Below are 25,386 nucleotides of genomic sequence, written 5' to 3' on the forward strand. Positions count from 1 at the left end.
CCGCGATGAAACAGCTCCGCACCCGTCCGTCGGGACCCCGTACGCCGCTCACCCTGGCGGTCCCCGCGCTCCTCGCCGTCGTGTTCCTGTCGCTGCCGCTCGCCGGCATCCTGGCGCGCACGTCCTGGGGCGAGCTCGGCACCCATCTGACCGACCCCGCGACCACCCAGGCCCTGAAGCTGTCGCTGCTGGTCTCCGGCTGGGCGCTGGCGCTGTCGCTCATGCTGGGTGTGCCCCTGGCCTGGCTGCTGGCGCGCGTCGACTTCCCCGGCAAGGCTCTCGTACGCTCGCTCGTCCTTCTCCCCATGGTGCTGCCGCCGACCGTCGGCGGCGTGGCGCTGCTGCTCGCCTTCGGACGGCGTGGGCTGCTGGGGCCCTGGCTGGAGGAGACCTTCGGCGTGACGCTGCCGTTCCACACCTCGGGGGCGGTGCTCGCCGCGACCTTCGTCGCGATGCCGTTCCTCGTCATCAGCCTCGAAGGGGCGCTGGGAGGCCTTCATCCACGGTACGAGGAGACGGCGGCCTCCCTGGGCGCCTCCCCGGTACGGGTGTTCTTCACCGTGACCCTGCCCATGGTCGCCCCCGGGCTCGCCGCGGGCGCGGCACTGACGTGGGCGCGGGCGCTGGGTGAGTTCGGGGCCACCATCACCTTCGCGGGCAATCTGCCGGGCACCACGCAGACCCTGCCCCTCCAGGTGTACCTGCTGCTGCAGGAATCCCCCGCGGCGGCCACCTCCGTCTCGCTGCTGCTGCTCGCCATCGCCATGGCGGTGCTCGTCGCGCTGCGAGGCCGGTGGGCCGGGCCCCGGGCGACCGGGGCGCCGCGCCGCCCCGCCGGTGAGCCCGAACCAGGACCCGAACCCGGACCCGGGCCGGAGCCGGTGGACGAGCCGTCCACCGCAGGCGCACCCGGGGAGAGGTGGCCGCTGCGCGCCGAGGTCACGGGCTTCGACCAGCTCACGATCGAGGCGGAACCCGGCACGACGATCGCTGTCGTCGGCCCCAACGGCGCGGGCAAGACGACCCTCCTGCGCGCCCTGCTCGGTCTCACCCCCCGCGCGCACGCGGATCTGCGCCTGGGCGACACCGACACCGGCAGCCTGCCCCCACACCGTCGGGGTGTCGCGTGGGTTCCGCAGGACGGCGCGCTCTTCCCGCACCTCTCCGCGCTGGCCAACACCGCCTACGGGCTCCGCGCCCACGGCGTGCCCCGCGCCGAGGCCCGTGAGGAAGCCCGGCGCTGGCTCGTCCGGCTCGGTGTCGGGCACCTCGGCGGCCGTAAGCCGGCGCAGCTCTCGGGCGGCCAGGCCCAGCGCGTCGCGCTCGCCCGCGCGCTCGCCGCGCGTCCGCGCCTCCTGCTGCTGGACGAACCGCTCGCCGCGCTCGACCAGACGACCCGCGCTCAGGTGCGCCACACCCTGCGCACCCATCTGGCCGGCTTCGGGGGCGTCTGCCTGATCGTCACGCACGACCCCGTCGAGGCGGTGTCGCTGGCCGACCGGGTCCTCGTGCTCGACGAGGGGCGCGCCCTGCAGGACGCGCCGCCCGGGGAGGTCACCCGCCATCCGCGCTCCCCCTGGGTGGCGCGGATGCTCGGCCGCAACGCCTGGCCCGGGACGGCCACCGCCGACGGCCTCCTGCTCTCCGGCGGAGGCCGTCTCGTCGCGGCGGAACCACTGCCCGCCGGGACTCCCGCGCTCGCCGTCATCGGTCCCGAAGCCGTCTCCGTGCACCGCGACAGGCCCGGCGGCAGCCCGCGCAACGTCTGGCCCGGCACCGTACGGGAGATCACCGCCAGTGGCAGCAGACTGCGGGTCCTGGTCGGCTCGGCCGAGGCACCCGATCTCGTCGCGGAGATCACCCCGCAGGCCGCGGCCGAGCTCGGCCTGGCCGACGGGGTGCCGGTCTGGACGAGCGTCAAGGCGACCGAGGCGACGCTCGTCCCGCGGTGACCCGTGGCCCGGTGCGCCCCGGCGGCGCCCTCAGGCCGTCAGTCCCGCGGCGACCGTCGCCCCCAGCTCCCAGCACGCCTCGGTGTCGGCCTTGCCCGGTTCCCCCGTGACGGTCACCGCGTCGGCCGCACGGCGCCAGCCGAGCCCGGTGGTGAGGGACTCGATGCCCCGTACGGCGCCGGTGACGTCGTTGCCCCCGTGGACGTAGTAGCCGAAGGGGCGCCCCCGCGTCTCGTCCAGGCACGGGTAGTAGACCTGGTCGAAGAAGTGCTTCAGGGCACCGGACATGTAGCCGAGGTTCGCCGGGGTGCCGAGCAGGTAGCCGTCGGCCGCGAGCACGTCGGACGCCGTGGCGGAGAGCGCCGCGCGCCGGACGACGTGTACGCCCTCGATGTCCGGCGTCGTCGCCCCCGAGACGACGGCTTCGAACAGTGCCTGGCAGTTCGGCGAGGGCGTGTGATGCACGATCAGAAGAGTGGCCACACCCCCGAACCCTGCCGCCCCGGCCCTCCGGAAGCAAACCGGACGAGGGCGGCCGGGCCGGCCGGGATCCCGGGTCAGTCCATCGCGCGGAAACCGCGCAGCCGCAGGCTGTTGCCGACGACGAAGACCGAGGAGAGGGCCATGGCCGCCCCGGCGATCATGGGGTTGAGCAGGCCCGCCGCCGCGAGCGGCAGAGCGGCCACGTTGTAGCCGAACGCCCAGAACAGGTTGGAGCGGATGGTGCTCAGCGTCCGGCGGGAGAGCCGGATCGCGTCGGCGGCGGCCCTCAGGTCTCCGCGTACGAGCGTCAGGTCTCCGGCCTCGATCGCGGCGTCCGTGCCCGTGCCCATGGCGAGCCCCAGGTCCGCCTGGGCGAGCGCGGCGGCGTCGTTGACACCGTCGCCGACCATCGCCACGCTGCGCCCCTCCGCCTGGAGCCGCTTGACCACGTCGGCCTTGTCCTGCGGCATCACCTCGGCGACGACCTCGTCGATGCCCACCTCGGCGGCGACGGACGCGGCGACCGCGTGGTTGTCGCCGGTCAGCAGGATGGGGGTCAGCCCGAGACGGCGCAGGCGCCGGACGGCCTCGGCGCTGGTCTCCTTGACCGCGTCGGCGACCTCGATCAGCGCACGGGCCTCACCGTCCCAGGCCACCGCGATCACGGTCCTGCCGGCCTTCTCGGCCTGGTCCTTGGCGTCCTTGAGCTCCTCGGGCAGTTCCATGGCCCACTCGGTCAGGAGCTTCTCGCGCCCGACGAGCACGGCGTGGCCGTCGACGACGCCCTGGACGCCGAGTCCCGGGAGTGCGGCGAAGTCCTCGGGGGTGGGCAGCGGGCCCACCGCCGCTGCCGCGCCCGTGGCGACCGCGCGGGCGATCGGGTGCTCCGAGGCGTGCTCCAGCGCACCCGCGAGGCGCAGCACCTCGTCCTCCCGCGTCGCACCCGCCGTGCGGACTGCCAGGAGCGTCATACGGCCGGTGGTGACCGTGCCGGTCTTGTCGAGGACGATCGTGTCCACCCTGCGGGTGGTCTCCAGGACCTCGGGGCCCTTGATCAGGATGCCGAGCTGGGCACCGCGGCCCGTTCCGACCAGCAGGGCGGTGGGGGTGGCGAGCCCGAGGGCGCACGGGCAGGCGATGATGAGGACGGCGACCGCGGCCGTGAAGGCTGCGGTGAGCCCGGCGCCCGAGCCGAGCCAGAAACCGAGCGTGGCGAGCGCCAGCCCGATGACGACCGGTACGAACACGGCGGAGATCCTGTCGGCCAGCCGCTGGGCTGCGGCCTTGCCGCTCTGGGCCTCCTCGACGAGCTCGGCCATACGGGCGAGCTGGGTGTCGGCACCGACCCGTGTGGCCTCGACGACGAGGCGTCCACCGGCGTTGAGGGTCGCACCGGTGACGGAGTCCCCCGGAGAGACCTCGACGGGCACCGACTCGCCGGTGAGCATCGAGACGTCCACGGCGGAGGCGCCCTCGATCACCGTTCCGTCCGTGGCGATCTTCTCGCCGGGGCGCACCAGGAAGCGGTCCCCGACGTTCAGTGCGCTCGTCGGCAGGGTGAGTTCACGGCCCTCGCGCAGGACCGTGACTTCCTTGGCGCCGAGTTCCATGAGTGCCTTGAGCGCGGCGCCCGCCTTGCGCTTCGAGCGGGCCTCGAAGTACCGGCCGGCCAGGATGAAGGCCGTGACGCCCGCGGCGGCCTCCAGGTAGATGTTCCCCGAACCGTCGCCACGGGTGATCGTGAACGAGAACGGGTGCGTCATGCCGGGCATCCCGGCCGTTCCGAAGAACAGCGCCCACAGGGACCACAGGAAGGCGGCCGACGTGCCGACCGAGATCAGGGTGTCCATGGTGGCCGCGCCGTGCCGGGCGTTGGTCCAGGCGGCGCGGTGGAAGGGCCATGCCGCGTAGGTGACGACGGGGGCGGCGAGCGTGAGGGAGAGCCACTGCCAGTAGTCGAACTGGAGGGCCGGGACCATCGCCATCGCGATGACCGGGACGGCGAGCGCGACGGCGGTGACCAGGCGCTCGCGCAGGGACCGCAGCTCGTCACCGGCGCGGTCGTCCTCGGCCGGTCCGTCGGCCGGCGCGCCGTGCCCGGGGCGCGGGGGCGGCTGGGCGGAGTAGCCCGTCGCTTCGACGGTGGCGATCAGGTCGTCCACGGAGACGCCGTCCGCGAAGGTGACTCCGGCCTTTTCCGTGGCGTAGTTGACCGTCGCCTCGACGCCCTCCATGCGGTTGAGCTTCTTCTCGATCCGGGCCGCGCACGAGGCGCAGGTCATACCGCCTATGGCCAGCTCGACCCGGGTGGTGCCGGGGGTCGTGGGAGTCATGTCCTGCTCCTCGTCCGAACGGTGAAATTATACCCCTCCTGGGTATCTTCCCGCCTCAAGAGATATACCCCCCACCCGTATTGCGCAAGTCTCGGCGAGCCCGCTTGCGCATACCCCCCAAGGGTATACGCTCGAACGCGTCGGACCATCGCGGGCCCCTCCGCGCAGACGTCAGGAGCAGTCATGAGAACCGCCGCGAAGATGACCGCGTTCACCGCCGCGCTCGCTGCGACCTTCGGCGCGGCCTGGGGGGTGGGAGACGCCGTCGGACCCGAGCCGTCCGCACCCCCCGGCAGCGCCGCGCACACCGGGAGCGGAGACCACGCGGAGAGCGGTGCCCGGCCCTCGGGTGGGGAGGACGGCGGGGCGGGTGACGCGACCGCGCCCGAGGCCGGCGGGCTCCGGACCTCCGAGGGGGGCTACACCCTCGATCTGAAGACCCCGCGCGTGGCGGCGGACCGCGAGAGCGAGCTGCGCTTCGCCATCCGTGACCGCACGGGGGAACAGGTCACCGCGTTCCAACGCGAACACGACAAGGAACTGCACCTGATCCTCGCCTCACGCGATCTGGCCACCTATCGGCACCTGCATCCCACCCGGGCGGCCGACGGCACCTGGAGCACCCCGGTCGACCTGCCCGCGGCGGGCCCCTACCGGGTCTTCGCCGACTTCACCCCCGCCGGGAAGAAGGCCACGGGGCTCACCCTGGGGGCGGACCTCGCCGTCTCGGGCCCGTACAAGCCGGCGGAACTTCCGAAGCCCGCCCGTACGGCCACCGTCGACGGGTACACCGTCTCGCTGAACGGGACCTTGCGCCCCGGCACTCCGGAGCGCCTCACCTTCACCGTGCGCAAGGACGGCCGGCCCGTGACCGATCTCCAGCCCTACCTGGGCGCGTACGGGCACCTGGTGGCCCTGCGGGCCGGTGACCTCGCCTATCTCCACGTCCACCCCGGCGGCGAAGCCGGGGACGGCGCCACCGAGCCGGGTCCGGACGTCTCGTTCTCCGCCACGGCACCCGGCTCGGCGTCGTACCGCCTGTTCCTGGACTTCAAGCACGAGGGCACCGTCCGCACGGCGGCCTTCACGGTCCACGCGGGGGCGGCGACGCAGACCCCCGCACCGACCGGCCCGGCGGACGGGCACGAGGAGGAGGCACCCCACGGGCACTGAGGGCACCCCGAAGGCCGGGCCCGGCCTCCGGACGCGCGCCCTCCCGCCCTCGGGCCGGGCGTCTCATCGAGCGGCCCGGCCTACCGGACGAGGCAGGGCCGCTTGGCGTCGAACGTCCAGCCGGGCACCAGGTACTGCATGCCGGCCGCGTCGTCGCGGGCCCCCAACGCCTCCGTCCGGTAGAGCTCGTGAGCCGCGAGGAGACGGTCCATGTCCAGCTCGACGCCCAGGCCGGGGGCGTCGGGAACGGCGATCTCGCCGTCCCTGATCCGGGGCGGGGTGACGGTGAGGCGTTCCAGCCCCTCCTGCCAGATCCAGTGCGTGTCCAGGGCGTTGTAGTCACCGGGGGCCGCCGCGCCGCAGTGGGTGATCATCGCCAGGGAGATGTCGAAGTGGTTGTTGGAGTGACAGCCCCAGGTCAGCCCCATGGCGTTGCACAGCTGGGCCACCCGCACCGAACCCCGCATGGTCCAGAAGTGCGGATCGGCCAGCGGGATGGAGACCGACTGCAGGGCCAGGGCATGGGTCAGCTGCCGCCAGTCGGTCGCGATCATGTTGGTCGCCGTCGGAAGCCCGGTGGCGCGGCGGAACTCGGCGAGGACCTCGCGTCCCGAGTAGCCGTTCTCCGCCCCGCAGGGGTCCTCGGCGTAGGCCAGCGTGCCCACCAGCGGGGCGCACAGCTCGACCGCCTCGCTCAGCGACCAGGCACCGTTCGGGTCCAGGGTGATCCTGGCCGAGGGGAAGCGTTCCTTGAGCGCGCGCACCGCCCGGACCTCCTCCGCGCCCGCGAGTACCCCGCCCTTGAGCTTGAAGTCCCGGAAGCCGTAGAGGCCGTACGCCGCCTCCGCCTGGCGGACGATCGCCTCCGGGGTGAGGGCCTCCTCGTGACGGACGCGGTACCAGTCCACGTCCGAGCCGGGCTCACGGACGTAGTCCAGATCGGTGCGGTCGGGGTCCCCGACGTAGAAGAGATAGCCCAGGACCCTTACGGAGTCCCGCTGCTGACCGTCGCCCAGCAGGGCGGCGACCGGCACCTCCAGGTGCTGGCCGAGCAGGTCGAGCAGTGCCGACTCGACGGCGGTCACGGCGTGCACGGTGGTGCGCAGGTCGAAGGTCTGGGCGCCGCGCCCACCCGCGTCGCGGTCCGCGAAGCGGCTGCCGATCTCGCGCAGGACCCGCTGGTGGTCGCCGAGCCTGGCACCGACGACCAGCGACGCGGCGTCCCGCAGCGTGCGGGTGATCTTCTCGCCGCCGGGCACCTCCCCGAGCCCCGTACGGCCCTGCGAGTCCGTGAGGACGACGACGTTGCGGGTGAAGTACGGGCCGTGGGCGCCGGAGAGGTTGAGCTCCATGCTGTCGCGGCCCGCGACGGGGTAGACGGCGAAGTGGGTGACGGTCGGCTGGCTCATGCTGGTCGGGTTCCTTGGGTGCGAGGGGCGGGCTGGAGTCGTGGGTCAGAGGCCGAGGAGGTCGAGGGCCCGTTCGGCCGCCAGTACGCCGCCGAGGCCGAGGACGGCGAGCACCGTCGTGTAGCCGGTACGGACCTTGATCGCCTCGATGACGGAGAGGTTGAAGTACTCCTTGAACAGCCAGAATCCGGGGTCGTTGACGTGGGAGAAGGCGATCGACCCGCACGAGACGGCGAGCACCATCATCTCGGGGTGGGTCCCGCTCCCCGCGAGGAGCGGCAGCACCACGCCGGAGGCCGTGACGACGGCGACCGTCGCCGAGCCCACCGCGACACGGAGGATGGCCGCGATCAGCCACGCCAGGATGATCGGTGAGATCGGCCAGTGCTCCGTGACGTCCTTGATGTAGTCCGATATCCCGCCTTCGACCAGCACGTTCTTGAACGCACCGCCCGCGCCGATGACCAGGAGGATCATCGCCATCGCCTGGGCGGCCGAGGCGCAGGAGGCGCTGACGTCGGCCAGGCTCCGGCCGATGCGGGGCCCGAACGCCCAGACCGCCAGCAGGAGGGCCAGCAGGAGCGCGATCGGCGCCGACCCGACAAAGGCGACGACGTGCAGGAGCGGGCTGTCGCCGGAGACGGCCATGTCGGTGACGGCTGCTCCGGCGATCAGGACCACCGGGAAGAGGGCCACGAAGAGCGACCAGCCCATACCGGGCATCTCCTCGTCGGTGAACTCACGCTCACTGACCAGGCCCTTGGGTATGGAGGGGTTCATCGCCCGGACGAACGGCAGACGCGGCCACAGGAGTGCGACGAGGGCACCGGCGGGCACGGCGATGAAGAGACCGTAGAAGAGGGTGTGGCCGACGGACGCGTGGAAGGTCGTGGCCACGGCGGTGGGGCCGGGGTGCGGAGGCAGGAAGCTGTGCATCGTGGAGAGCGAAATCGACATCGGCAGTCCCACCCAGAGCAGGTTGACCCGGGTGACCCGGACCAGGGTGAAGGCGATGGGCACGATGATGATGAAGGCGACCTCGTAGAACATGGTCACGCCGATGAGCATGGACGTGACCACCATCGCCCACTGGACGCCGCGCGGCCCGAAGGCGTCGAGCAGTCTGCCCGCGATCCGCTGGGCGGCTCCGGAGTCACCCATGACCCGGCCGACCATGGCGCCGAGCCCGATGGTGAGCATCGTGTCGCCGATCTGGTCCCCGATGCCCGTGGAGAGCACGTCGGGGATCTCGACCACCGGGATGCCCTGGACGAGGGCTACGCCCACCGCCACGAGCAGGAGCGCGGCGAAGCCGTTGAGTTTCAGGCGGGTCATCAGGAGCAGCAGCACCAGAACGCTGATCCCGACCACGAGGAGCGGCATGTCAGTTCCCCTTTGAACTGTGGAACGTGTCGAGCTGTCGGAACGGCCGAGCTGTCGGACCGCCTGCCTGCTCCGGCTCCGCCCGGGAGCCGCCGGCCACGGCGGTGGGCTTCGCTCAGGCGGTACGCGGGCGCGCGGCGCCGACCAGCGCCAGCCCGGCGTCGAGGACGATTTCCAGGTCGGCGAGGTCGGCCGGGCCGAGGTCGGTGAGCGGGGCGCGTACGGGCCCGACCGGCAGCCCGCGCAGCCGGGCGGCGGCCTTGACCAGGGAGACGGCGTACCCGGGGGCCCGGTCGCGCAGCTCGACCAGCGGGACGTAGAACTCCCGCAGCAGGGTGGTCAGGGTCGCCCCGTCACCGTCACGCAGGGCGGCGAAGAAGGCGTCGGCGATCTCGGGCGCGAAGGCGTGGACGGCCGAGGAGTAGGCGGGGACACCGACGGTGGCGTACGCACGCGCCTGGATCTCGGCGGTGGCCGCGCCGTTGAAGAAGAGGAAGCCGTCGGGTGCGGCGAGGGTGAGGCGCTGGAGCCGGTCGAGATCGCCGTGCCCGTCCTTGAGGCCGATGACCCCGGGGATCTCCGCGATCCGGCGCAGGCTCTCGGCCGTGAAGGTGACCTGCCCGCGCTGGTAGGCGATCAGCGGGAGCCGGGTACCGCCCGCGATCCGGCGCAGTTGCTCCACCAGGCCGTCCTGCGGGGCGGCGACGAGGTAGTGCGGCAGGACCAGGAGGGCGTCGGCGCCGGCCTCCTCCGCGATGCGGGCGAAGCGCAGCGCCTGCGCCCAGCCGTACCCGGTGCCCGCGACGACGGGCATCCGGCCGTCGGCGACCTCGACGGTCGCCGCGACGACCGCGCGGTACTCGTCCTCGTCGAGCGCGCCGAACTCGCCCGTACCGCAGGCGGGGAACACCGCGCCGGGGGCCGTGGCCAGCTGGGCGGTCAGATACGTGCGGTACGCGGCCAGGTCGAGGCGGCCGTCGTCCCGGAAGCTCGTGAGAGGGAAGGACAGCACGCCGCCCGCCATGCCTTCGCGCAGCCGCCGGGCGGCCCCTTCTGTTTCCGCACTGAACCGCTCCACGATCTCATCTCCATATGCAGATGGCGTACATGTATGAGAACGGAGGCTAAGCGGGTGAACGCTTCGGGGTCAATGGGTGCGGCAGCACGGATTCAAGGGGCACGCCGACGCGGATCTAAGATGTGCGCATGCCGGAGAACAGTGGTGTCCGTGGCGTGAAATCGGCGTCCCGCACCGTCGCACTGCTCGAACTGCTCGCAGCGCGGGGGGACCGGCCCGCCCGCCTGGACGAACTGGCCGAGGAGCTGGGCGTTCCGCGCAGCAGCATGTACCAGTTGCTACGGACGCTCGTGGACTGCGGCTGGGTGCGCACCGACACGACGGGCTCGCTGTACGGCATCGGCATCCGCGCGCTGCACACGGGCACGAGCTACCTCGACAGCGACCCGCTCGTGCGCGCCGCCCGCCCGTATCTGGACGAGGCCTCGGACGCGCTCGGCGAGACCGTCCACCTGGCCCGGCTCGACGGCCCGAACGTCGTCTATCTCGCGACGCGTGAGTCCCACGAGTACCTGCGCACGATCAGCCGGGTCGGCCGACGTGTCCCGGCCCACGCCGGGGCGCTCGGCAAGGCACTGCTCGCCGAGCGCCAGGACGACGAACTCCCGCTGCCGGAAGGCCCCTTGGAGGCCTGTACGGAGAACACGCACACCGGGTACGCCACCCTGCTCACCGACCTGGCCGCGATACGCGAGCGCGGGTACTCCATCGACCGCGAGGAGACGGTCATCGGCATCGCGGGTTTCGGTTTCGCCCTGCGCCACGACACACCCGCCGTAGACGCGATCAGCTGCTCGGTGCCGGTGGCTCGGCTGACCGGCGAGCACGAAGCCAGGGTGGTGGCGGTGATGCGGGAGATCCGGACGAAGATCGAGGGCGCCAGGGCCCCCGCACCGGGCGCCCCCGACTGGCGCTGAGCCGGCCGGCGTCGGGCCGGCCGGCGTCGGGCCGGCCGGCATACGCCAGGCTCCGGAGCCGTGGTTCTTTTCCGCGCCGACCTACTGACGGCATGCCAGTCGCAAATCTCGGTCGGCGCCTCGATGAGCCGGTGCGTCCTCGCCGCTCGTGCAGGGCGCGAGCCTCACGCGCACACCGCCCTCGTCGCCCGGCCCGAGCCGGTGGGACGCCTCCCGCAGCGCCGGGATGGTGGCCGTCGGTGCCTGCCAGGGCGCTCCTGGGCCGGAGCGACCGCCCTGCCGTGCCACGGTGGGGCGGCCCCCGTCCAGGTCCCGGTGTCCGAGGACCCGGTGGTGCGCCGCCCCCGAACCGGGCCGCCCCGCAGGGGGATTCGGCCGCGCACCGGGCCGGGAACGGGGACGGAGGCCGTCGCGAGCGACGGCCTCCGTCTTGTGCGTGCGTACCGCCCGGAAAGGGCCTCGGCCCCGGGGCGGCGCGTTGCCGGGCGCCCTGCCCCGGGGCCTGGGCCCGGACCGTTCGCTATCCGGCGTACGTCTCGAATTCGGCGACCTTCGGGGTCCCCGTCGAGCTGGTGATCTCGAACGTGACCTTCTTCAGCGAGGTCTTCGCGAAGCTGATCGCGCCCGCCCCGCTGCCCGAGGTCAGGACGGCACCGGTGTCACCGTTGAGGACCCGCCAGGATCCGATGCTGCCGGCCGAGCCGGAGGCCTCCCGGATGTTGATCTTCGACACGGCGGTGGCGGTGCCCCACTTGATCGAGACGGAGCCGGTCGAGCCCGCCGGGGACCAGAAGGTGCTCAGATCGCCGTCCCGCACGTTGCCGTAACTCGACCCGTCGGCCTTGCTGGAGCCGTCGGCGCCGGCGCCGAGGCTGAGGTTGGTCCCGCTGGGCTGGGTCGGGTCGGGCGTCGGCGTGGTCGGAGCCGGCGTCGTGGGGGTCGGCGTGGTCGGCGTCGGGCTCGGCGTCTGCGGCGTGCAGCTGCCGTCCGAGACCTTCAGGCCCTTGCCGGCGCCCGCCGTCTGGCCCACGATCGACGGCACGCAGCTCGCGGCGTCGAGAGTGAAGGCGTACGGAATGCTGACCGTGGTGTTGGACGTCGGGTCGGGCCCGGCCGGGTTGTTCTCGCTGCCGCGGGCCGACCAGGTCACGTTGTCGAAGGTGTTGCCGCTGACCTGCCAGTATCCGGCGGCGTCCGTGTAGAACGTACCCAGGACGTCCTTGGAGTCCTTGAAGTAGTTGTTGTCCACCTTCGCGCGGGCCCCGGCCCGGGAGTTGATGCCGGACTCGTTGAGCTTCACGTAGTAGTTGTTGTACATGTGGGCGATGCCGCCCCGCAGCAGGGGCGCCCGGCTGTCGATGTTCTCGTACAGGTTGTGGTGGTAGGTGATGAAGCCGTTGGACAGCTCGGTCTCGCTGGAGCCGACCAGACCACCGCGCCCGGAGTTGCGCAGGGTGCTGTAGGAGAGGGTGACGTACTGGGTGTTGTCCTTCATGTCGAACAGGCCGTCGTAGCCCTCCGACTCACCGCCCGACGCCTCCAGGGTGGTGTGGTCGACCCAGACGTTGCGGACGTCGCTCTCCATGCCGATGGCGTCACCGCCGTTGGAGGTGGGCGAGCCGGATTTCTTGACGTTCTTGACCGTCACGTTCTGGATGATGATGTTGCTGGACTCGCGGATGTGGATGCCGAGCTGGTCGAACACGGCTCCGCTGCCCACGCCCACGATGGTGACGTTGCTGATCTGCTTGAGCTCGATCACGCCCGCGGCGGTGTTGCAGCTGCTGCCCGACACCTTGGCGGTGTTGGCGTGGTTGATCGTCCCCTCGACCTCGATGATGATCGGGGTGCTGCTGCTGGCCCGGGTGCACAGGGCCGTGTGGATCGCGGTGCCGGTGGTGGCCCGCACGGTCTGCCCGCCCGCTCCCCCGGTGGTGCCGCCGTTCTGCGTCGCGTAGCCGGTGGCGCTGCCGGTCACCGCCGCCGATGCCTCGGGCATCGTCAGAACCACACCGGTGGCTCCCGCCACGGCCATGGTGGCCATGGCCGCGAGAAGTCGCCGTGCGACTGGTCGTCTCATGTTCGTGTCCCCATTCGTCATTCGTCTTCGCATGCTGGGTGGTGCCGCGGAATGCGATCGGGGCGGCGCGTGCGCCGCTGCCCGGACGTGCGAGTCCGTCGGCATCGGCCGCGCGATGGGGGGTGTGCCATGCGGTGCGCGGCGAGTCGACGTCCTGGGTGAAGCCCTGATCCGGGCCGGTGGCGGCTCATGCGCATCCGTCACGGGAGCCGCCGCTACGGACGCTTCCACCGGACGGGATCCAGAAGGGGAAAGCGCTTTCTGTCCGCGACAATAGAGCGGCTCCGGGCGAGCTGACAAGGTTCATGACACGGAAGAAATGACGGCCCGTCGCGTTCCGCCAGACCGGCGCGACGGGCCGGGAACGAGCGAATTCCGGTTCAGAAGCACGCACAACCACCCTCGCGAAAAGGGCAGTTGACCCAGATGCGCGGGTGGGGTCGCGCGTGGTGCACCGCCGGGGCCACGACGGCCTGATCCCGAGGTCACCGCACGCGCGCTCAGGCGTCGAGCCCGCTCGTTCGACCGGTTGCCTCGCGATGACGTCGCGCGGTTCCCGAAGGACTCGCGCTCCCGCGCGGAGGCGAGCGAGTCCTCCGGCGCGGCCCGGCGGACGCCGAACGCGGGCCGCGACCTGGAGGCGGCCGACCTCCAGGCCCTTCACCATCTGGCCGAAACCCTGCCCCTCGGCTGCGCCGAGCACCGCGTACACCGGCACCCGGTAGCCCTCGGAGGACAGCTCGCGGCTCTCCACGCTGTTGCCGCCCGGTTCGGGCAGATCCCGGGAGAGCATCAGCCCGGATCCGTGTTCCACGAGCAGGATGGAGATCCCCTGGCGCACGGGGGAGACCTGCGGGCGGGACCTGTCGGAGCAGCGCGATCAGCTGCGAGCGGCGGGAGTTGGTGATCCAGGCCTTCGCCCCGTCGACGACAGACTCCTCACCGCCCCGGCGCGCGACGGTGCGCATGACCCGGAGGCCGGAGCCGCCGCCCGGTTCGGTGAGGGCCGTCATGGGCCTGACCTCACCCGTGGCCACCTGAGCAGACAGTGCCGGGCGGCCTCATTGCCGCGGGCCTGCCCGGGTGCCGGTTGGCCGGAAAGCGCCGGTGCGCCGACGACGCCCCCGGCTCACACGGCGCCGATCCGGCCCCGGACGGCGTGACGACCGCCGTACTCGACCCCGCCCGCGTGGTCGACAGGGCGGTCCTGGACCACTCCCGGCGGATTCCGGCGCAGGCCCCGGGGGCCGTCAGTGCGGGCGAGCCGGGCGGCAGGACCGGGGAAGGGGCCCGAGCGTTGACATGCTCAGGTCGAGTCGTGATGCTGTGAGAGCGCTCTTTTCATCGATGTGGAACCGGCCCCTACGGAGCGGGACGATGAAGCTTTCTCGTTACCTGTCCGGTATCGCAGCCTTCGCCCTGTCCGCCGTCCTCGCCGCGGCGATGTCCCTCTTCTCCGCAGGTCCGGCGCTCGCCGGGCAGACAGGTCTGCGCGCCGCGGATCCCAGTGTGCTCCGCGTCGGCGGCACCTACGTCTCGGTGCAGTCGACCGGGGGCGGCATCGCCGTCCGGCAGGCCGCGTCCACGGCGGGCCTGGCCTCGGCGCCCGCCCGGCAGGTGTGGTCGGACGCCCGTGGCCTCGGCGAGGTGTGGGCCCCCGAGATCGTGCGGGACAGCGGTCGCTACTACGTCTACTTCTCGGCCGGCCGCGGCGCGGCGCACCGGATGTACGTCATCAGCTCCGCCTCCCCCGACAGCGGATACACCGCCGAGACGAAGCTCGCCCTGGCGGACGACAGGTGGGCCATCGACGGCACCCTGTTCACCTTCGGGGGGCAGCGCTGGTTCGTGTGGTCCGGCTGGGCGGGGGACACGAACGTCGAGCAGAACCTCTACATCTCCCGGATGAGCAGCCCGACGACGCCCGTCGGCGCACGGTACGTCATCTCCCAGCCCCGGGAGAGCTGGGAGAGGGTGGTGGGCAACCCGTACATCAACGAGGCCCCCGAGGCGATCAAGGACCCGAACGGGCAGCTGCACCTCGTGTACTCCGCCAACGGCAGCTGGAGCGACCGTTACTGCCTGGCCGACCTCCGCCTCCGCGCGGGCGGCGATCCGACGTACGTCTGGGACTGGTACAAGTCGAACGGCTGCCTGTTCGGATCCAGCGGCGCGACGATGATGGCCGGCTGGGACCCGACGCTGTACGTGGACGGCCCCGGTCACCACAGCTTCGTCCTCCTCGACGGTGACATCGCCACGAGCCCACCCGCCGGCCCCCGGTTCCCCCTGATGTTCCACGCCGTCCCGAAGGGGACGCCGTACACGTGGGAGAACCGCTACTGGTACACCGGCACGTTCGCCTGGTGGGGCGGCACCACCTACCGCCGCGCCGACGTCCCGGGGCCGAACACGGACACCGGCTGGAGCCTCAAGTTCTTCGAGTGAGCCGCGCGGGCTTCCGGTACCGCCTGCCCGGAAGCCCGCGCCTCGGGAGTCCGTGCGTCAGGACCCGTAGCACCCGTACCTCAGGAGCTCCTGAGGATCACGAGCCGCTGGGTCGCCCGGGTCATCGCGACGTAGCGGTCGACCGCCCCTTCGACCCCCTGGCCGAAGCCCTCCGGGTCGACGAGCACGACCAGGTCGAATTCGAGCCCCTTCGAGAGCGCGGGGGTGAGCGACCGGACGCGCGCGGTCCCCCGGAATCCGGTAGCGCCGATCACACAGGCGGTGCCCTCCGTGTGTCCGGCGAGCCAGTCGTCGAGCACGGCGGACAGCTCCGATGCGGAGCCGTGGGTGACCGGGAGGCCCGTGCTGCGGACCGAGGACGGCACGTTGGCGTCCGGCAGCGCGGCCCTGATGACCGGCTCCGCCTCCGCCATGATCTCCTTCGGCGTCCGGTAGTTGATGCCGAGGGACGTCAGCGTGATCCGGTCCAGACCCACCCGCTCCAGCCGTTCCTTCCACGACTCGGTGAAGCCACGCCGCGCCTGCGCACGGTCCCCGACGATCGTGAAGCTCCGGGACGGGCAGCGGATCAGCAGCATCTGCCATTCCGCGTCGGTCAGTTCCTGTGCCTCGTCCACGACGACGTGCGCGAACGGCCCCGCGAGCAGGTCACGTTCGCTCCCGCCGACTCCGGCCGTGTCGACGAGGGCATCCTTCAGGTCCCGGCCGTGCAGCATCGCCACGGCGCCCTCGCTGTCGGCATCGGCGTCGGCGAGGGTGTCGACGGCGAGGAGGGAGTCGATGACCTCGGCCATCTGCGCGCGCTCGGCGGCCACCGCCGCGCTGTGCCGGTCCTTGCGCCGCGACGCCTCGGGGTCCCCGAGCCGCTGCCGTGCGGCGTCCAGGAACGGCAGGTCGCACACGGTCCAGGCCCGGGGGTCGGTCCGTTGCAGCCGGGCCACCTCGTCGCGGCCGAGCCACGGGGCGCACAGGCGAAGGTAGGCAGGGACCGTCCACAGGTCCCCGACGAGATCGGCCGCGTCGAGCAGCGGCCACGCGCGGTCGAAGATCGCGCGAAGGTTCGTGTTCCGCCGCAGCGACGTGCGGAGCGCCTCCTCGGGGGCGTCGCCGTCGTGCTTGTCCACGAGGATCGTGAGCAGTTCCTCCCAGATCTGGTCGCGGGCCTCGTTGTGCGCGGCACCGGGGTCGGCCGCGTCGAAGGCGGCGGCCCAGTCGGCGGCGCTCAGCCGGATGTCGGACCAGTGGGTCTCGACGGTCAGGCCCTTGTCCGGCGGTGTCTCGTAGAACCTGACGGCCGCCTCGACCGCCCTGACCAGATCGGCGGAGGACTTGAGGCGAGCCACCTCCGGGTCGGGCTCGGGCCCGGCCCCTGCCCCCTCGGCCACCAGGTCGCGCAGGGTGCAGGTCTGCACGCCCTCCTCCCCGAGGCTGGGCAGCACGTCGGCGACGTAGCCCAGGTAGGGCTGGTGGGGCCCGACGAACAGCACACCGCCCCGGCGCCCGCCCAGGTGCGGGTCGGAGTGGAGGAGGTAGGCGGAACGGTGCAGGGCGACGACGGTCTTGCCCGTGCCCGGACCGCCGTCGACGACGAGGGCGCCCTTGGACCCCGCGCGGATGACGGCGTCCTGGTCGGCCTGGATGGTTCCGAGCACGTCGCGCATGCGGGACGACCGGTTGCTGCCCAGACTGGCGATGAAGGCGGACTGGTCGTCGAGCGCGGCGTGTCCTGCGAAGCCCTCCGGCGTGAACACCTCGTCCCAGTAGTCGCTGATCCGGCCGTGGTTCCAGCGGTACCTGCGGCGGCTCGCCAGACCCATGGGGTGGGCGTGCGTGGCCCCGAAGAACGGCTCGGCCGCCGGGGAACGCCAGTCGATCAGCAGCCGGCGGCCCGAGCTGTCCGTGAGGCCCAGACGGCCGACGTAGACGGGGTCGGAGCCGTCGTCGCCGGCCATGTGCCCGAGGCACAGGTCGAGGCCGAAACGGCGGAGTGTGCGCAGCCGGGTCGTCAGGCGGTGGATCTCGGCGTCCCGCTCCATGGCCTGCCGGCCCACGCCGCCCGGCGCCCTTCGCTCGGCGTCGAGGCGGTCGGAGAGGTCGGCGATCGACTCCTCCAGGCACTGCGCCACGGCGGCGAAGTGCTGCTCGTCGCGGGCGATGAGCGCCGCGTCGGCCTTGGAGGAAAGACGCTCGGGAAGGTCGAACGCACTGGTGGTCAGGGGGTCGGTGAGGGGGTTCACAACATCAGCTCCGTACGGGGCCGGCCACGCCAGGGGCGTGGACGGCCCGCTGGGGTGACCGGCGGGAGGTTCGGGCGGCCGTGCGGGAAGGCGCCGGTGACCGGCGAGGGCCGAAAGGGTGGCGCGGCGTGGGTGATCGGCCTGGCGGGCGGGTGGGTGGCACGGCGTGGGTAACCGGCCGGGTGGGCGGGCGGCGCGGCGCCGTGGGTGATCGGCCTGGAGGCCGGGTGGCGCCGGGAAGGCGGTCAGGCGGTGACCGGCGGGCGTTCCCCGCCGGTCACCCGGGCCAGCAGATGGGCGGCGACGCTCGTCCCGTCCGTACGGATGGTCCGAGCCACGTCGGCCGCCCGCGCACGGGTCTGCGGGGTCAGGGCCGTGCGGAGCGCGGTGGAGAGCGAGTCCAGGGTGGGAGCAGGCCCGTCGTGGCCCACGCCGATGCCCAGGGCGGCCACCCGCTGCGCCCAGTACGGCTGGTCCGCGATCTGCGGCACCACCGCCTGGGTTGCTCCGGCCCGCGCGGCCGTCGTCGTCGTACCGGCGCCGCCGTGGTGGACGACGGCCGCCACTCTGCGGAACAGCGCCTTCTGGTCCACCTCGCCCACGACCAGGCAGTCCTCCCCGTCGTCGACGAGGGCAAGGTCCGCCCAGCCACGCGCGAGCAGGACCCGGCGGCCCTGTGCGCGGACCGCTTCGACGGTCACCCGGGCGAGTCGCTCCGGCTCCCCCATGGGCATGCTGCCGAAGCCCACGTACACCGGCGGGGTCCCGGCACCGAGGAACTCCTCCACGTCCTCAGGCAGCGGGAGTTCCCCGGCCCGGAACCACGCTCCCGTCTGCACCACGTCGAAGCCCGGGGACCGCGCCCACGGGGCCAGCACCGGGTCCGCCGCCAGCCACGGCCGGCGGGTGAAGACGTGGTCGCGTACGTCGTCCACCGGGGGCAGGCCCACCGAGGCCCTGTGGCTGTTGACGCCCTCGCCGAACAGCGCGTTCATGGTCCCGGCATCCAGGTCCCACAGGTCCAGGTTGCCGGTCACCTCCGGCGGGAACGGCCGGCCCGCCCAGGCGAACGGCGGGTGGTGCGGGGAGGGCAGGTAGGTCGGGAAGTAGGCCACCCACACATAGGGGATGCCCAGCTTCTCCGCCACCGCCCGCGCACCCGCCCCGGCGGGGATCAGCCCGGTCGCCAGCACCACGTCGCACCCGTCCGCAACGGAGAGGACCGACTCGTACGTCGAGGCGGTGAGCGCCGCCGCCCGCCGGGGCAGGTCCGCCTGCGGGAGGGGATTCGCCCCCGTGACCTCCCCCTCCACCATCGGGCGCAACGGCCGGCCGAGCGGCGCGAACGGGAGGCCGGCTCCCTCCAGCAGATGCGCGAAGTCCGGGGGCGCGCACACCTGTGCCTCCCACCCGAGATCCCGCAGGCGCAGGGCGAGACCGACCATCGGCTCGATGTCCCCGCGTGACCCGTACGCCACCAGCAGCACACGCAATTCGTGACCCTCGATTCCTTCGGTTCCGGGTTCGGCCGCCGATTCTGCGCCACGGAGGGGGCCTTGCCGCAAGGCCCCCTGTGCGCTATACCTTGAGCATGGAAAGGAGTGGGTCCTCCTCCTTCCGCTCCCCCTCGCCCTTCGGACGGGCCACCCCCACGCGCGGTGACGCGCGTCGCGTACGGCGTCGGCTGCCCGCCTCCCGGTCAGGCGTTCTCGAGCCAGTCCGTGTAGCGGGTGGCGGCGATACGGGCCCCTCGTCCGGCGGTGAGGACGCTGCCGGGGACGGCCGCGAACATACCGGCGGTGTCGTCGGTGGTCACCGACCGCCCGTCCCCCCTGAAGGTGAGGGTGAGCCGCCCGAGTTCGTCCAGGGGATAGACGTCCGGACCCGCGACATCGAGGATGCCGCCCAGCGGGGGCCCGGCCGCGACGTCGGCGACGGCGGCGGCGACGTCCGCCGCGGCGATCGGCTGGATCGGCGTGCGGGGCAGCCGGACCGTCGTGGCGTCGGCCGTCCAGGACAGGACGGCGTCCATGAACTCCATGAACTGGGTCGCGCGGACGATGGAGTACGGAACGGCGCCCTGTTCCAGCAGGTTCTCCTGGAGCGTCTTCGCCCGGTAGTAGTCGAGTTCGGGCACCTGGTCGACGCCGACGATGGACAAGATGACGAAGTGCCCGACCCCCGCCCGCTCGGCCGCAGCGATGAGGTTCTCCATCGAGGTGCGGAAGAAGGCCGGGGAGTCGTCGTCGAACGTGGGCGAGTTGGTCAGGTTGACGACCACGTCGGCCCCCGCGAGCGCCGCGTCCAGTCCCTGACCGCTGAGGACGTCGACCCCCGTGGAGAGCGAGTGCGGCACCGCCTCGTGCCCGGCCTCGGCCAGCTTCCGGACCACTCGTGAGCCGATCAGCCCGGTACCCCCCACAACTGCGAACTTCATCTCGCGCCCTGCCTTTCCTCGCCGCCGGCCGGACCTCGCGTCCGCCCTGGAGCCCATGCCAGCCTGTGGGGTCCGGTGACTCCGGCAGGAACACGCGGGTGCGCCCCGGACGGCCGAAAGGCACGCACACGCTTCGGCGGAGCGCGGAGTGCGGATTGCGGATTGCGGAGTGGGGGGATACGGAGTGCGGCGGGGCGCGGGGCGCCGCGCAGGAGCACCGCGAAAAATGATGTGGTCCCTGGAGCGGCTTCGGACTACGCTCCCGCTCGATGACTACTCGATGTGTTCAGAGATGGGGGGTCCCTACCGCGCAAGGTGAGTGCTGATGCTCACCGATACCGCGTTCGGGGATTCCCGCCTTTCCTTCTGGCTGCGCGTGCGTGACGTCGCCGTGCCGCCCTCCATGATCGAGACCGCGACGGCCCGGCGTACCGCCGGCGACTGGGCGGGAGCGTGCGCTGCTGCCGGTTTCGACGTCGATCTCGATCTGCGTACCGTGACACGGCTCCACGGCAGCGGTACGACCGCCCGCGTCCGGGCCGATCTGCGCCGGCTGGCGCCGGATCTGCTGCGGTGGCACATGCCCAGAACCGCGCCCGTCGGCTTTCTGAGACCGGGGACGACCCTCACCCTCGCCCGGTACGACGTGCCCGGGCGCGTGCGCCCGGTACATCTCGTGGTGCGCACCGCTCCCGCCTGGGCGGACGCCGGCCAGCGGATCAGCCTGGCCGTCCTGGACGGCCACGAGCCGGCCGGCCGCGGCGGGAGCCCGGACGGCTACCGCGCACCCGACCGCCGGTTCCGTCTGGATCTGCACCGGCACCTGTGGGACGCGAGCCGCAGCGCCGAACTGCGCGTCCGTGCGGGGGCCGAGGGGCCGCCGGGCGACGGCGGACCTCCGGCGCCCGCACCGCCGTGGGCCTCGTCGGTGCCCGGCCCCGAGCGGTTCGCGCTCGGCCGGTGGGCCGACGAGGCGGCCCTGTTGCTGGCCGCCGAGGGTCGTCCCGGAGGTGGCCCGGTCTCCGTACGCCTCGGAGCCCGGCGCCGGCTCCTGCTGGACGTACGCCTCGCCCCCGGCAGTGGTGGGGCACCCGGAACGCCCGAGGTGCGGTCGGCCGAGGTGATCCGGGCGAGCGCGCCGGCGGGGCTTCCGGTCCTTCCGGACGCCGCCACCTGGGTGCTGCCCGACCTCGCGCTGCTGCGCGGCGGCCTCGCGGGGGCCGACCGGCTGCATCCGCTGGTCGCGGCGGCGCTGGCGCCGGGCGGACGACGGGGCGCAAGTGACGGCGCGGAGGCGGACGGCCTCGCGGCCTCGCGGGTCGTGGACTGCCGCGGCGCCCGTCACCGGATCGCTCTCGTAGGCGGGGAACTGGTCGCGCTGGACCACGATCCCGCCGAGGTGCGGCGCGAGGAACTGCTGGCCGCGCTGACCGGCACCCCGCTCCCCTGCCTCCAGGCCATCGACACGGCGCACCGCCGGCCGCACGGCCTCGCCGACATCCGTGACCGGCTGGACCACGGGGACACGGCCGGCGCGCTCTCCAGGATCGAGGACCTGCTCGGCACCGGGGCGCGTCTGCGGGACGGCGACCTGCGCGACCTGTTGCGGGAAGCCGCCGAACAGCGCGTGACGCACGGCCTGTTCAGGGCCGGTCTAGCCGATCCGCGGCCGAAGGAGGACCGGCGCGAGCGGGACCGCTTCCGCGCCGGCATCCACCGCTCCCGTCCCCGGCAGGCTTCCTCCCGCTGACATGGGCGGCGGTTCCGCCTCGCGCGCCCGCCGGCCCGTCCCCCCGACCCACGACGTGACGTACGACCCCCTCGCGCGCCCGCGCTCCGGGCCGCGACCGCCTTCGACGACCCCTCAGGTGATGCCTCATGACCACGTACACTCCGCCGTCCTCCGCAACGCCGCCTGCCGCTCCCGGCGGGACCCGGTCCGACGCCCCGCCCGCGGCCGTCCCTGAACTCCCCTCCCCCCGCACCGCCGGGGCCGGGGACCCGTCGGGGACGCCGGGGACCCCTCCCGTGGCGGCGGCCTCCCGGCTGGAGGTGTCCGGCGCGCTGCTGGCCCTGCTGCGCGACACGGCCACCGCTCCGCACCAGGACCCGCAGCTGGAGGCGCTGACCCTCGCGGTGTCGGCCGATCTGCCGGTGCTGCTGTGGGGCGAGCCGGGCATCGGCAAGACGGCTGCTCTCACCCAGCTGGCCACGACGCTGGACCTGCCGCTGACCACGGTGATCGCCAGCGTGCACGAACCCTCGGACTTCTCCGGTCTGCCCGTCCTCGGGGACGATCCCGCGACCGGCGGTGTCCCCATGGCCCCGCCGGACTGGGCGGTGCGGCTGGTGCGGGCGGGCCGCGGACTCCTCTTCCTCGACGAACTGTCCACCGCCCCTCCGGCGGTGCAGGCGGCGCTGCTGCGGCTGGTGCTGGAACGCCGGGTCGGCGCCCTGGCACTGCCGCCGGGTGTACGGATCGTGGCCGCCGCGAACCCCCGGTCCTCGGCGGCCGACGGCTGGGAGCTGAGCCCGCCGCTGGCCAACCGGTTCGTCCATCTCACGTGGACGCACGACCCGGACGTCGTGGTGCGCGGCCTGGGCGGCACTTGGCCCCGGGCCGTGCTGCCGGCGCTCGACGGCGACGTACTCCCGGAGGCGGTCGCCTTCGCCCGCCGCGCCGTGTGCGGACTGCTCGGCGCGCGCCCTGCCCTCGTGCATCAGCTGCCCTCCACCGAGGCCCGGCGCGGCGGGGCGTGGCCGTCGCCGCGCAGCTGGGACATGGCACTGTGCCTGACGGCCTTCGCGACCGCCGCCGGGGTCTCCCGCGACGTGCTGTCCCTGCTGGTCAGGGGGACGGTGGGCGACGGGCCCGGGCTGGAGCTGCTGTCCTACCTGGACCGGATGGACCTGCCGGACCCGGAGGATCTGCTGGCCGACCCCGCACACACTGAGCTCCCGGAGCGCGGGGACCTGCGACAGGCGGCGCTGGACGCGGTGGTCGCCGCGGTCCGCGCGCACCCCGGGCGGGAGCGGTGGGACGCGGCCTGGACGCTTCTGGCACGGGCGGCGAGCACCGGCGCGCCGGACCTGCTGGTGGTCCCCGCGACGACGCTGGCCACCCTGCGCCGTGACGACTGGGAGGTGCCGGAGTCGATCGAGCAGCTCGCCGGGGCGGTGGCGGTGTCCCGGCGCGCCGACCGGGCGAAGGCGCGCGCCTTCACGATGACCGGGCCGGGCCGATGAGCGCCCTGCCCTCGGGCGCGTCGGCCGCGCCCCCGCCGCGGCTCCCCCGCGACCGGCACGGCAGGCACCCTGCGGGGGTCTCCCCCGACTCCCCCGGGGGCACCCTGGACACGGCGAAGCTCTTCGCCGCCCGGTTGCAGGCGGCGAGGGTGCGGCCGTACCTGGCGACGGCGCTGTTCGCTCTGCACCCGGTGGAGTCCCGGCAGGTGCCGACGATGGCCGTCGACGCGCACTGGCGGTGCTACGTGTCTCCCGGCTTCGTGGACCGCACCTCCGTGGAGAGGCTGGCGGGCGCGTGGGTGCACGAGGTCTCGCATCTGCTGCGCGACCACCACGGGCGCAGCGACCGGTACGCGCACCGGCACGAACTGACGGGCGCGGCGGAGCGGTTGCGGATGAACATCGCGGCGGACTGCGAGATCAACGACGACATCTTCGGGAAGGGGCTGGTGGCGCCCGAGGGAGCCGTCCGCCCAGCGTCCCTGGGGCTCCGGGACGGCGAGCTGATGGAGGACTACCTCCGCCAGTTCCGGCTCGGGCCGCACACCGCCCACCTCGCGTGGCTGGAGTGCGGCAGCGGGGCGGACGGTCTGCGCCGGCCCTGGGACCTGGGGCCGGACGGTGCGGACGGGATGAGCGCTCAGGAGCGCGACGCGGTGCGCTTCAGGGTGGCGCAGGGGATCGTCGGCCACCCGGGGAACGCGCCCCGGGGCTGGCGCCGGTGGGCGGAGGAGGCGTTCCACCCGCCACAGCAGTGGCGGGAGCTGCTGGGGTCGGCGGTCCGGGCGGCGGCGTCCGCCCCGGGCACGGGCGAGGACTACGTCTACGGCAGGCCCGCGCGGCGCTCCGCGGCGGTGCCCGGCGCCGTCCTGCCGAGTCTGCGGCGCAGACCTGCCCGGGTCGTCGTGGTGATCGACACCTCGGGCTCGGTCAGCGACGCCGAACTGGGCAGCGCGCTCCTGGAGGTGGCGGCGATCTCCCGGGCCCTGGGCGGGCGCCGTGACCTGGTGGGCGTGCTTCCCTGCGACGCCGCGGCGGGCCGCGTCCGCACCCTGTGCGGGGACGCCGCGGGGGTCGAGTTGCTCGGCGGGGGCGGGACGGACCTGCGCGCGGGGTTCGCCCGCGCGCTGGAGTCCCGCCCCCGCCCGGACGTCGTGGTCCTGCTGACCGACGGCCAGACCCCCTGGCCGTCCCGGCGCCCGGGGTGCCGGACGGTGGTGGGCCTGTTCGACCGGCCCCACCGGCGTTCGTCCTACGACGAGTCCGACGCGGAGTACGTCCCGGACGGGCCGCCCTCCTGGGCCCGGGTGGTGACCATCGGTTAGGTGTCCGCGCCCGGGCCTCGACGATCCGCCCGGGGCGCGGTGGTGCGTACCTTCTTCCGCCGTACCGCGAGGAGATGCGGCCCACCCGCCGGGGGTCAGCGCAACGAGGGGCGCGGGTGGGTGGCCCAGTGCTCGTCCGCGGTGATGCCGAACAGCACGACGTCGTGGTGGGCGCCGGCGAAGACTCGTGCTGGCGCAGCCGCCCCTCCTCGACGAAGCCGAGCCTTCGGTACAGGGCGAGGGAGGCGTCGTTGAAGGCGTAGACCTCCACCTCGCACTTGTGGTGGCGCTGTTCGGCGAACATGTAGGTGAGGACGAGCCGGGTCGCCTCGGCCGCGTAGCCCCTGCGGCGGTGCTCACGGCTGATCTCGATGCCCGTCCTGAAACGTCCCGCACGGCTGTCGATCTCACCGACGGTCACGGCCCCGGCGAACGCGTGCCCGTCCAGCACCTCGACGACCAGCCGGAAGGCGTCACCGCCCGGGGGACGCCCGGCACGGTCGGCGGTCCAGGCACGGAAGCCCTCGTCGGAGCGCGGGGGCTCGATCAGGTCGGCGTTGCGGGCGTCCAGCGTGTTCCGTGCCAGATCGCGAAAGTCCTCCCAGTCCCCGGGCTCGACGCCCCGCAGGCGAATCCTCTCCCCGGTCCACATGCCTGCCATAGCTGCCCCCACCTCCGTGTCGGTCGCGGGCGCCGGTGGCCGGGCCCTTCACGCCGGGCACGCCTGTACGCCGTGCGTCCGCCCACGGGTCACCGCACCGCGCGGGTCCCGGCGCGGTCCGCGGCGAGCCCGTCGGGCACGCTACCCGAACGGGCGGGTCCGGCCCGCCCCCGGACACCGGCCGCCTCCACGCGTACCGCGGG

At 73.3% G+C, this 25,386-nt stretch carries 17 protein-coding genes and 1 pseudogene; 7 read left to right on the forward strand and 11 right to left on the reverse strand.

Features of this window, described 5'->3' with window-relative positions:
- Window positions 1-5 precede the first annotated feature (5 nt).
- A complete protein-coding gene (locus tag ACFY8O_RS28995) occupies window positions 6-1,952 on the forward strand; it encodes an ABC transporter permease (protein WP_387907482.1) in 1,947 nt (648 codons plus the stop codon).
- 30 nt (window positions 1,953-1,982) lie between these two features.
- Here ACFY8O_RS28995 and ACFY8O_RS29000 read toward each other — a convergent pair whose 3' ends face one another.
- Both ACFY8O_RS29000 and ACFY8O_RS29005 read right to left on the reverse strand, forming a co-directional pair.
- A complete protein-coding gene (locus tag ACFY8O_RS29000; RefSeq protein ID WP_145808511.1) occupies window positions 1,983-2,435 on the reverse strand; it encodes a flavodoxin family protein in 453 nt (150 codons plus the stop codon).
- Between the two features lie 74 nt (window positions 2,436-2,509).
- Window positions 2,510-4,768 (reverse strand): heavy metal translocating P-type ATPase, encoded by a 2,259-nt coding sequence (locus tag ACFY8O_RS29005; protein WP_387907485.1) that lies wholly within the window; start codon window positions 4,766-4,768, stop codon window positions 2,510-2,512.
- Between the two features lie 183 nt (window positions 4,769-4,951).
- Here ACFY8O_RS29005 and ACFY8O_RS29010 point away from each other — a divergent pair, with 183 nt between their 5' ends.
- Window positions 4,952-5,941, forward strand: a complete 990-nt coding sequence (locus tag ACFY8O_RS29010) for a hypothetical protein (protein ID WP_387907487.1) — start codon at window positions 4,952-4,954, stop codon at window positions 5,939-5,941.
- Window positions 5,942-6,021: 80 nt separating this feature from the next.
- Here ACFY8O_RS29010 and ACFY8O_RS29015 read toward each other — a convergent pair whose 3' ends face one another.
- From ACFY8O_RS29015 to ACFY8O_RS29025, 3 genes are all read right to left on the reverse strand, one after another.
- On the reverse strand, window positions 6,022-7,350 hold the full coding sequence (locus tag ACFY8O_RS29015; protein ID WP_387907490.1) for an enolase C-terminal domain-like protein: 1,329 nt from the start codon (window positions 7,348-7,350) through the stop codon (window positions 6,022-6,024).
- Between the two features lie 45 nt (window positions 7,351-7,395).
- On the reverse strand, window positions 7,396-8,733 hold the full coding sequence (locus ACFY8O_RS29020; protein WP_387907491.1) for a gluconate:H+ symporter: 1,338 nt from the start codon (window positions 8,731-8,733) through the stop codon (window positions 7,396-7,398).
- Between the two features lie 115 nt (window positions 8,734-8,848).
- Window positions 8,849-9,811, reverse strand: a complete 963-nt coding sequence (locus ACFY8O_RS29025; RefSeq protein WP_387907493.1) for a 5-dehydro-4-deoxyglucarate dehydratase — start codon at window positions 9,809-9,811, stop codon at window positions 8,849-8,851.
- A gap of 128 nt (window positions 9,812-9,939) precedes the next feature.
- On the opposite strand from ACFY8O_RS29025, the gene ACFY8O_RS29030 reads away from it, so the two are divergent.
- Entirely contained in the window at window positions 9,940-10,728 is a 789-nt protein-coding gene (locus tag ACFY8O_RS29030) for an IclR family transcriptional regulator (RefSeq protein WP_387907495.1), read from the forward strand.
- A 520-nt stretch (window positions 10,729-11,248) separates the two neighbouring features.
- On the opposite strand, the gene ACFY8O_RS29035 is transcribed toward ACFY8O_RS29030, so the two are convergent.
- Both ACFY8O_RS29035 and ACFY8O_RS29040 read right to left on the reverse strand, forming a co-directional pair.
- Window positions 11,249-12,808: a pectate lyase family protein gene (locus tag ACFY8O_RS29035; RefSeq protein WP_145808527.1), complete on the reverse strand. Its 1,560-nt coding sequence runs from the start codon at window positions 12,806-12,808 to the stop codon at window positions 11,249-11,251.
- 500 nt (window positions 12,809-13,308) lie between these two features.
- Complete coding sequence (locus ACFY8O_RS29040) at window positions 13,309-13,821, reverse strand: acyl-CoA dehydrogenase family protein (RefSeq protein ID WP_387907497.1); 513 nt, start codon at window positions 13,819-13,821, stop codon at window positions 13,309-13,311.
- A 364-nt stretch (window positions 13,822-14,185) separates the two neighbouring features.
- Between ACFY8O_RS29040 and ACFY8O_RS29045 the strand changes: the two genes are divergently transcribed.
- The gene (locus ACFY8O_RS29045) at window positions 14,186-15,256 is read left to right on the forward strand and encodes a glycoside hydrolase family 43 protein (protein WP_387907499.1); all 1,071 of its coding nucleotides are present in this window, start codon (window positions 14,186-14,188) and stop codon (window positions 15,254-15,256) included.
- Between the two features lie 80 nt (window positions 15,257-15,336).
- Here ACFY8O_RS29045 and helR read toward each other — a convergent pair whose 3' ends face one another.
- The 3 genes from helR to ACFY8O_RS29060 all read right to left on the reverse strand — a co-directional run bounded on the left by helR (window position 15,337) and on the right by ACFY8O_RS29060 (window position 19,951).
- Window positions 15,337-17,514: an RNA polymerase recycling motor ATPase HelR gene (gene helR, locus ACFY8O_RS29050; protein WP_387907501.1), complete on the reverse strand. Its 2,178-nt coding sequence runs from the start codon at window positions 17,512-17,514 to the stop codon at window positions 15,337-15,339.
- Window positions 17,515-17,759: 245 nt separating this feature from the next.
- Entirely contained in the window at window positions 17,760-19,007 is a 1,248-nt protein-coding gene (locus ACFY8O_RS29055; RefSeq protein ID WP_387907504.1) for a glycosyltransferase, read from the reverse strand.
- Between the two features lie 206 nt (window positions 19,008-19,213).
- Window positions 19,214-19,951: an SDR family oxidoreductase gene (locus ACFY8O_RS29060; RefSeq protein WP_387907507.1), complete on the reverse strand. Its 738-nt coding sequence runs from the start codon at window positions 19,949-19,951 to the stop codon at window positions 19,214-19,216.
- Between the two features lie 325 nt (window positions 19,952-20,276).
- Between ACFY8O_RS29060 and ACFY8O_RS29065 the strand changes: the two genes are divergently transcribed.
- The 3 genes from ACFY8O_RS29065 (at window position 20,277) to ACFY8O_RS29075 (ending at window position 24,522) form a co-directional block, all read left to right on the forward strand.
- A complete protein-coding gene (locus tag ACFY8O_RS29065) occupies window positions 20,277-21,701 on the forward strand; it encodes a hypothetical protein (RefSeq protein ID WP_387907510.1) in 1,425 nt (474 codons plus the stop codon).
- A gap of 128 nt (window positions 21,702-21,829) precedes the next feature.
- Window positions 21,830-23,197: an AAA family ATPase gene (locus ACFY8O_RS29070; RefSeq protein ID WP_387907513.1), complete on the forward strand. Its 1,368-nt coding sequence runs from the start codon at window positions 21,830-21,832 to the stop codon at window positions 23,195-23,197.
- Window positions 23,194-24,522, forward strand: coding sequence for a vWA domain-containing protein (locus tag ACFY8O_RS29075; RefSeq protein ID WP_387907516.1), 1,329 nt, complete (start codon window positions 23,194-23,196; stop codon window positions 24,520-24,522). The genes ACFY8O_RS29070 and ACFY8O_RS29075 overlap by 4 nt, the downstream gene beginning before the upstream one ends.
- Window positions 24,523-24,617: 95 nt before the next feature.
- On the opposite strand, the pseudogene ACFY8O_RS29080 reads toward ACFY8O_RS29075, so the two are convergent.
- Window positions 24,618-25,183 (reverse strand): annotated as a pseudogene (locus tag ACFY8O_RS29080) (GNAT family N-acetyltransferase).
- Window positions 25,184-25,386: the final 203 nt, after the last annotated feature.

This window comes from Streptomyces argenteolus (assembly GCF_042902585.1).
Classification (GTDB): Bacteria; Actinomycetota; Actinomycetes; order Streptomycetales; family Streptomycetaceae; genus Streptomyces; species Streptomyces argenteolus.

What these genes read in the sequence shown, in the direction of transcription:
- ACFY8O_RS29010 (WP_387907487.1), top strand. Translation starts at nt 4,952, where the DNA reads ATGAGAACCGCCGCGAAGATGACCGCGTTCACCGCCGCGCTCGCTGCG.
- ACFY8O_RS29065 (WP_387907510.1), top strand. Translation starts at nt 20,277, where the DNA reads ATGCTCACCGATACCGCGTTCGGGGATTCCCGCCTTTCCTTCTGGCTG.
- ACFY8O_RS29020 (WP_387907491.1), bottom strand. Translation starts at nt 8,733, where the DNA reads ATGCCGCTCCTCGTGGTCGGGATCAGCGTTCTGGTGCTGCTGCTCCTG.
- ACFY8O_RS29060 (WP_387907507.1), bottom strand. Translation starts at nt 19,951, where the DNA reads ATGAAGTTCGCAGTTGTGGGGGGTACCGGGCTGATCGGCTCACGAGTG.
- ACFY8O_RS29015 (WP_387907490.1), bottom strand. Translation starts at nt 7,350, where the DNA reads ATGAGCCAGCCGACCGTCACCCACTTCGCCGTCTACCCCGTCGCGGGC.
- ACFY8O_RS29035 (WP_145808527.1), bottom strand. Translation starts at nt 12,808, where the DNA reads ATGAGACGACCAGTCGCACGGCGACTTCTCGCGGCCATGGCCACCATG.
- ACFY8O_RS29045 (WP_387907499.1), top strand. Translation starts at nt 14,186, where the DNA reads ATGAAGCTTTCTCGTTACCTGTCCGGTATCGCAGCCTTCGCCCTGTCC.
- ACFY8O_RS28995 (WP_387907482.1), top strand. Translation starts at nt 6, where the DNA reads ATGAAACAGCTCCGCACCCGTCCGTCGGGACCCCGTACGCCGCTCACC.
- ACFY8O_RS29040 (WP_387907497.1), bottom strand. Translation starts at nt 13,821, where the DNA reads ATGACGGCCCTCACCGAACCGGGCGGCGGCTCCGGCCTCCGGGTCATG.
- ACFY8O_RS29005 (WP_387907485.1), bottom strand. Translation starts at nt 4,768, where the DNA reads ATGACTCCCACGACCCCCGGCACCACCCGGGTCGAGCTGGCCATAGGC.
- ACFY8O_RS29030 (WP_387907495.1), top strand. Translation starts at nt 9,940, where the DNA reads ATGCCGGAGAACAGTGGTGTCCGTGGCGTGAAATCGGCGTCCCGCACC.
- ACFY8O_RS29070 (WP_387907513.1), top strand. Translation starts at nt 21,830, where the DNA reads ATGACCACGTACACTCCGCCGTCCTCCGCAACGCCGCCTGCCGCTCCC.
- ACFY8O_RS29075 (WP_387907516.1), top strand. Translation starts at nt 23,194, where the DNA reads ATGAGCGCCCTGCCCTCGGGCGCGTCGGCCGCGCCCCCGCCGCGGCTC.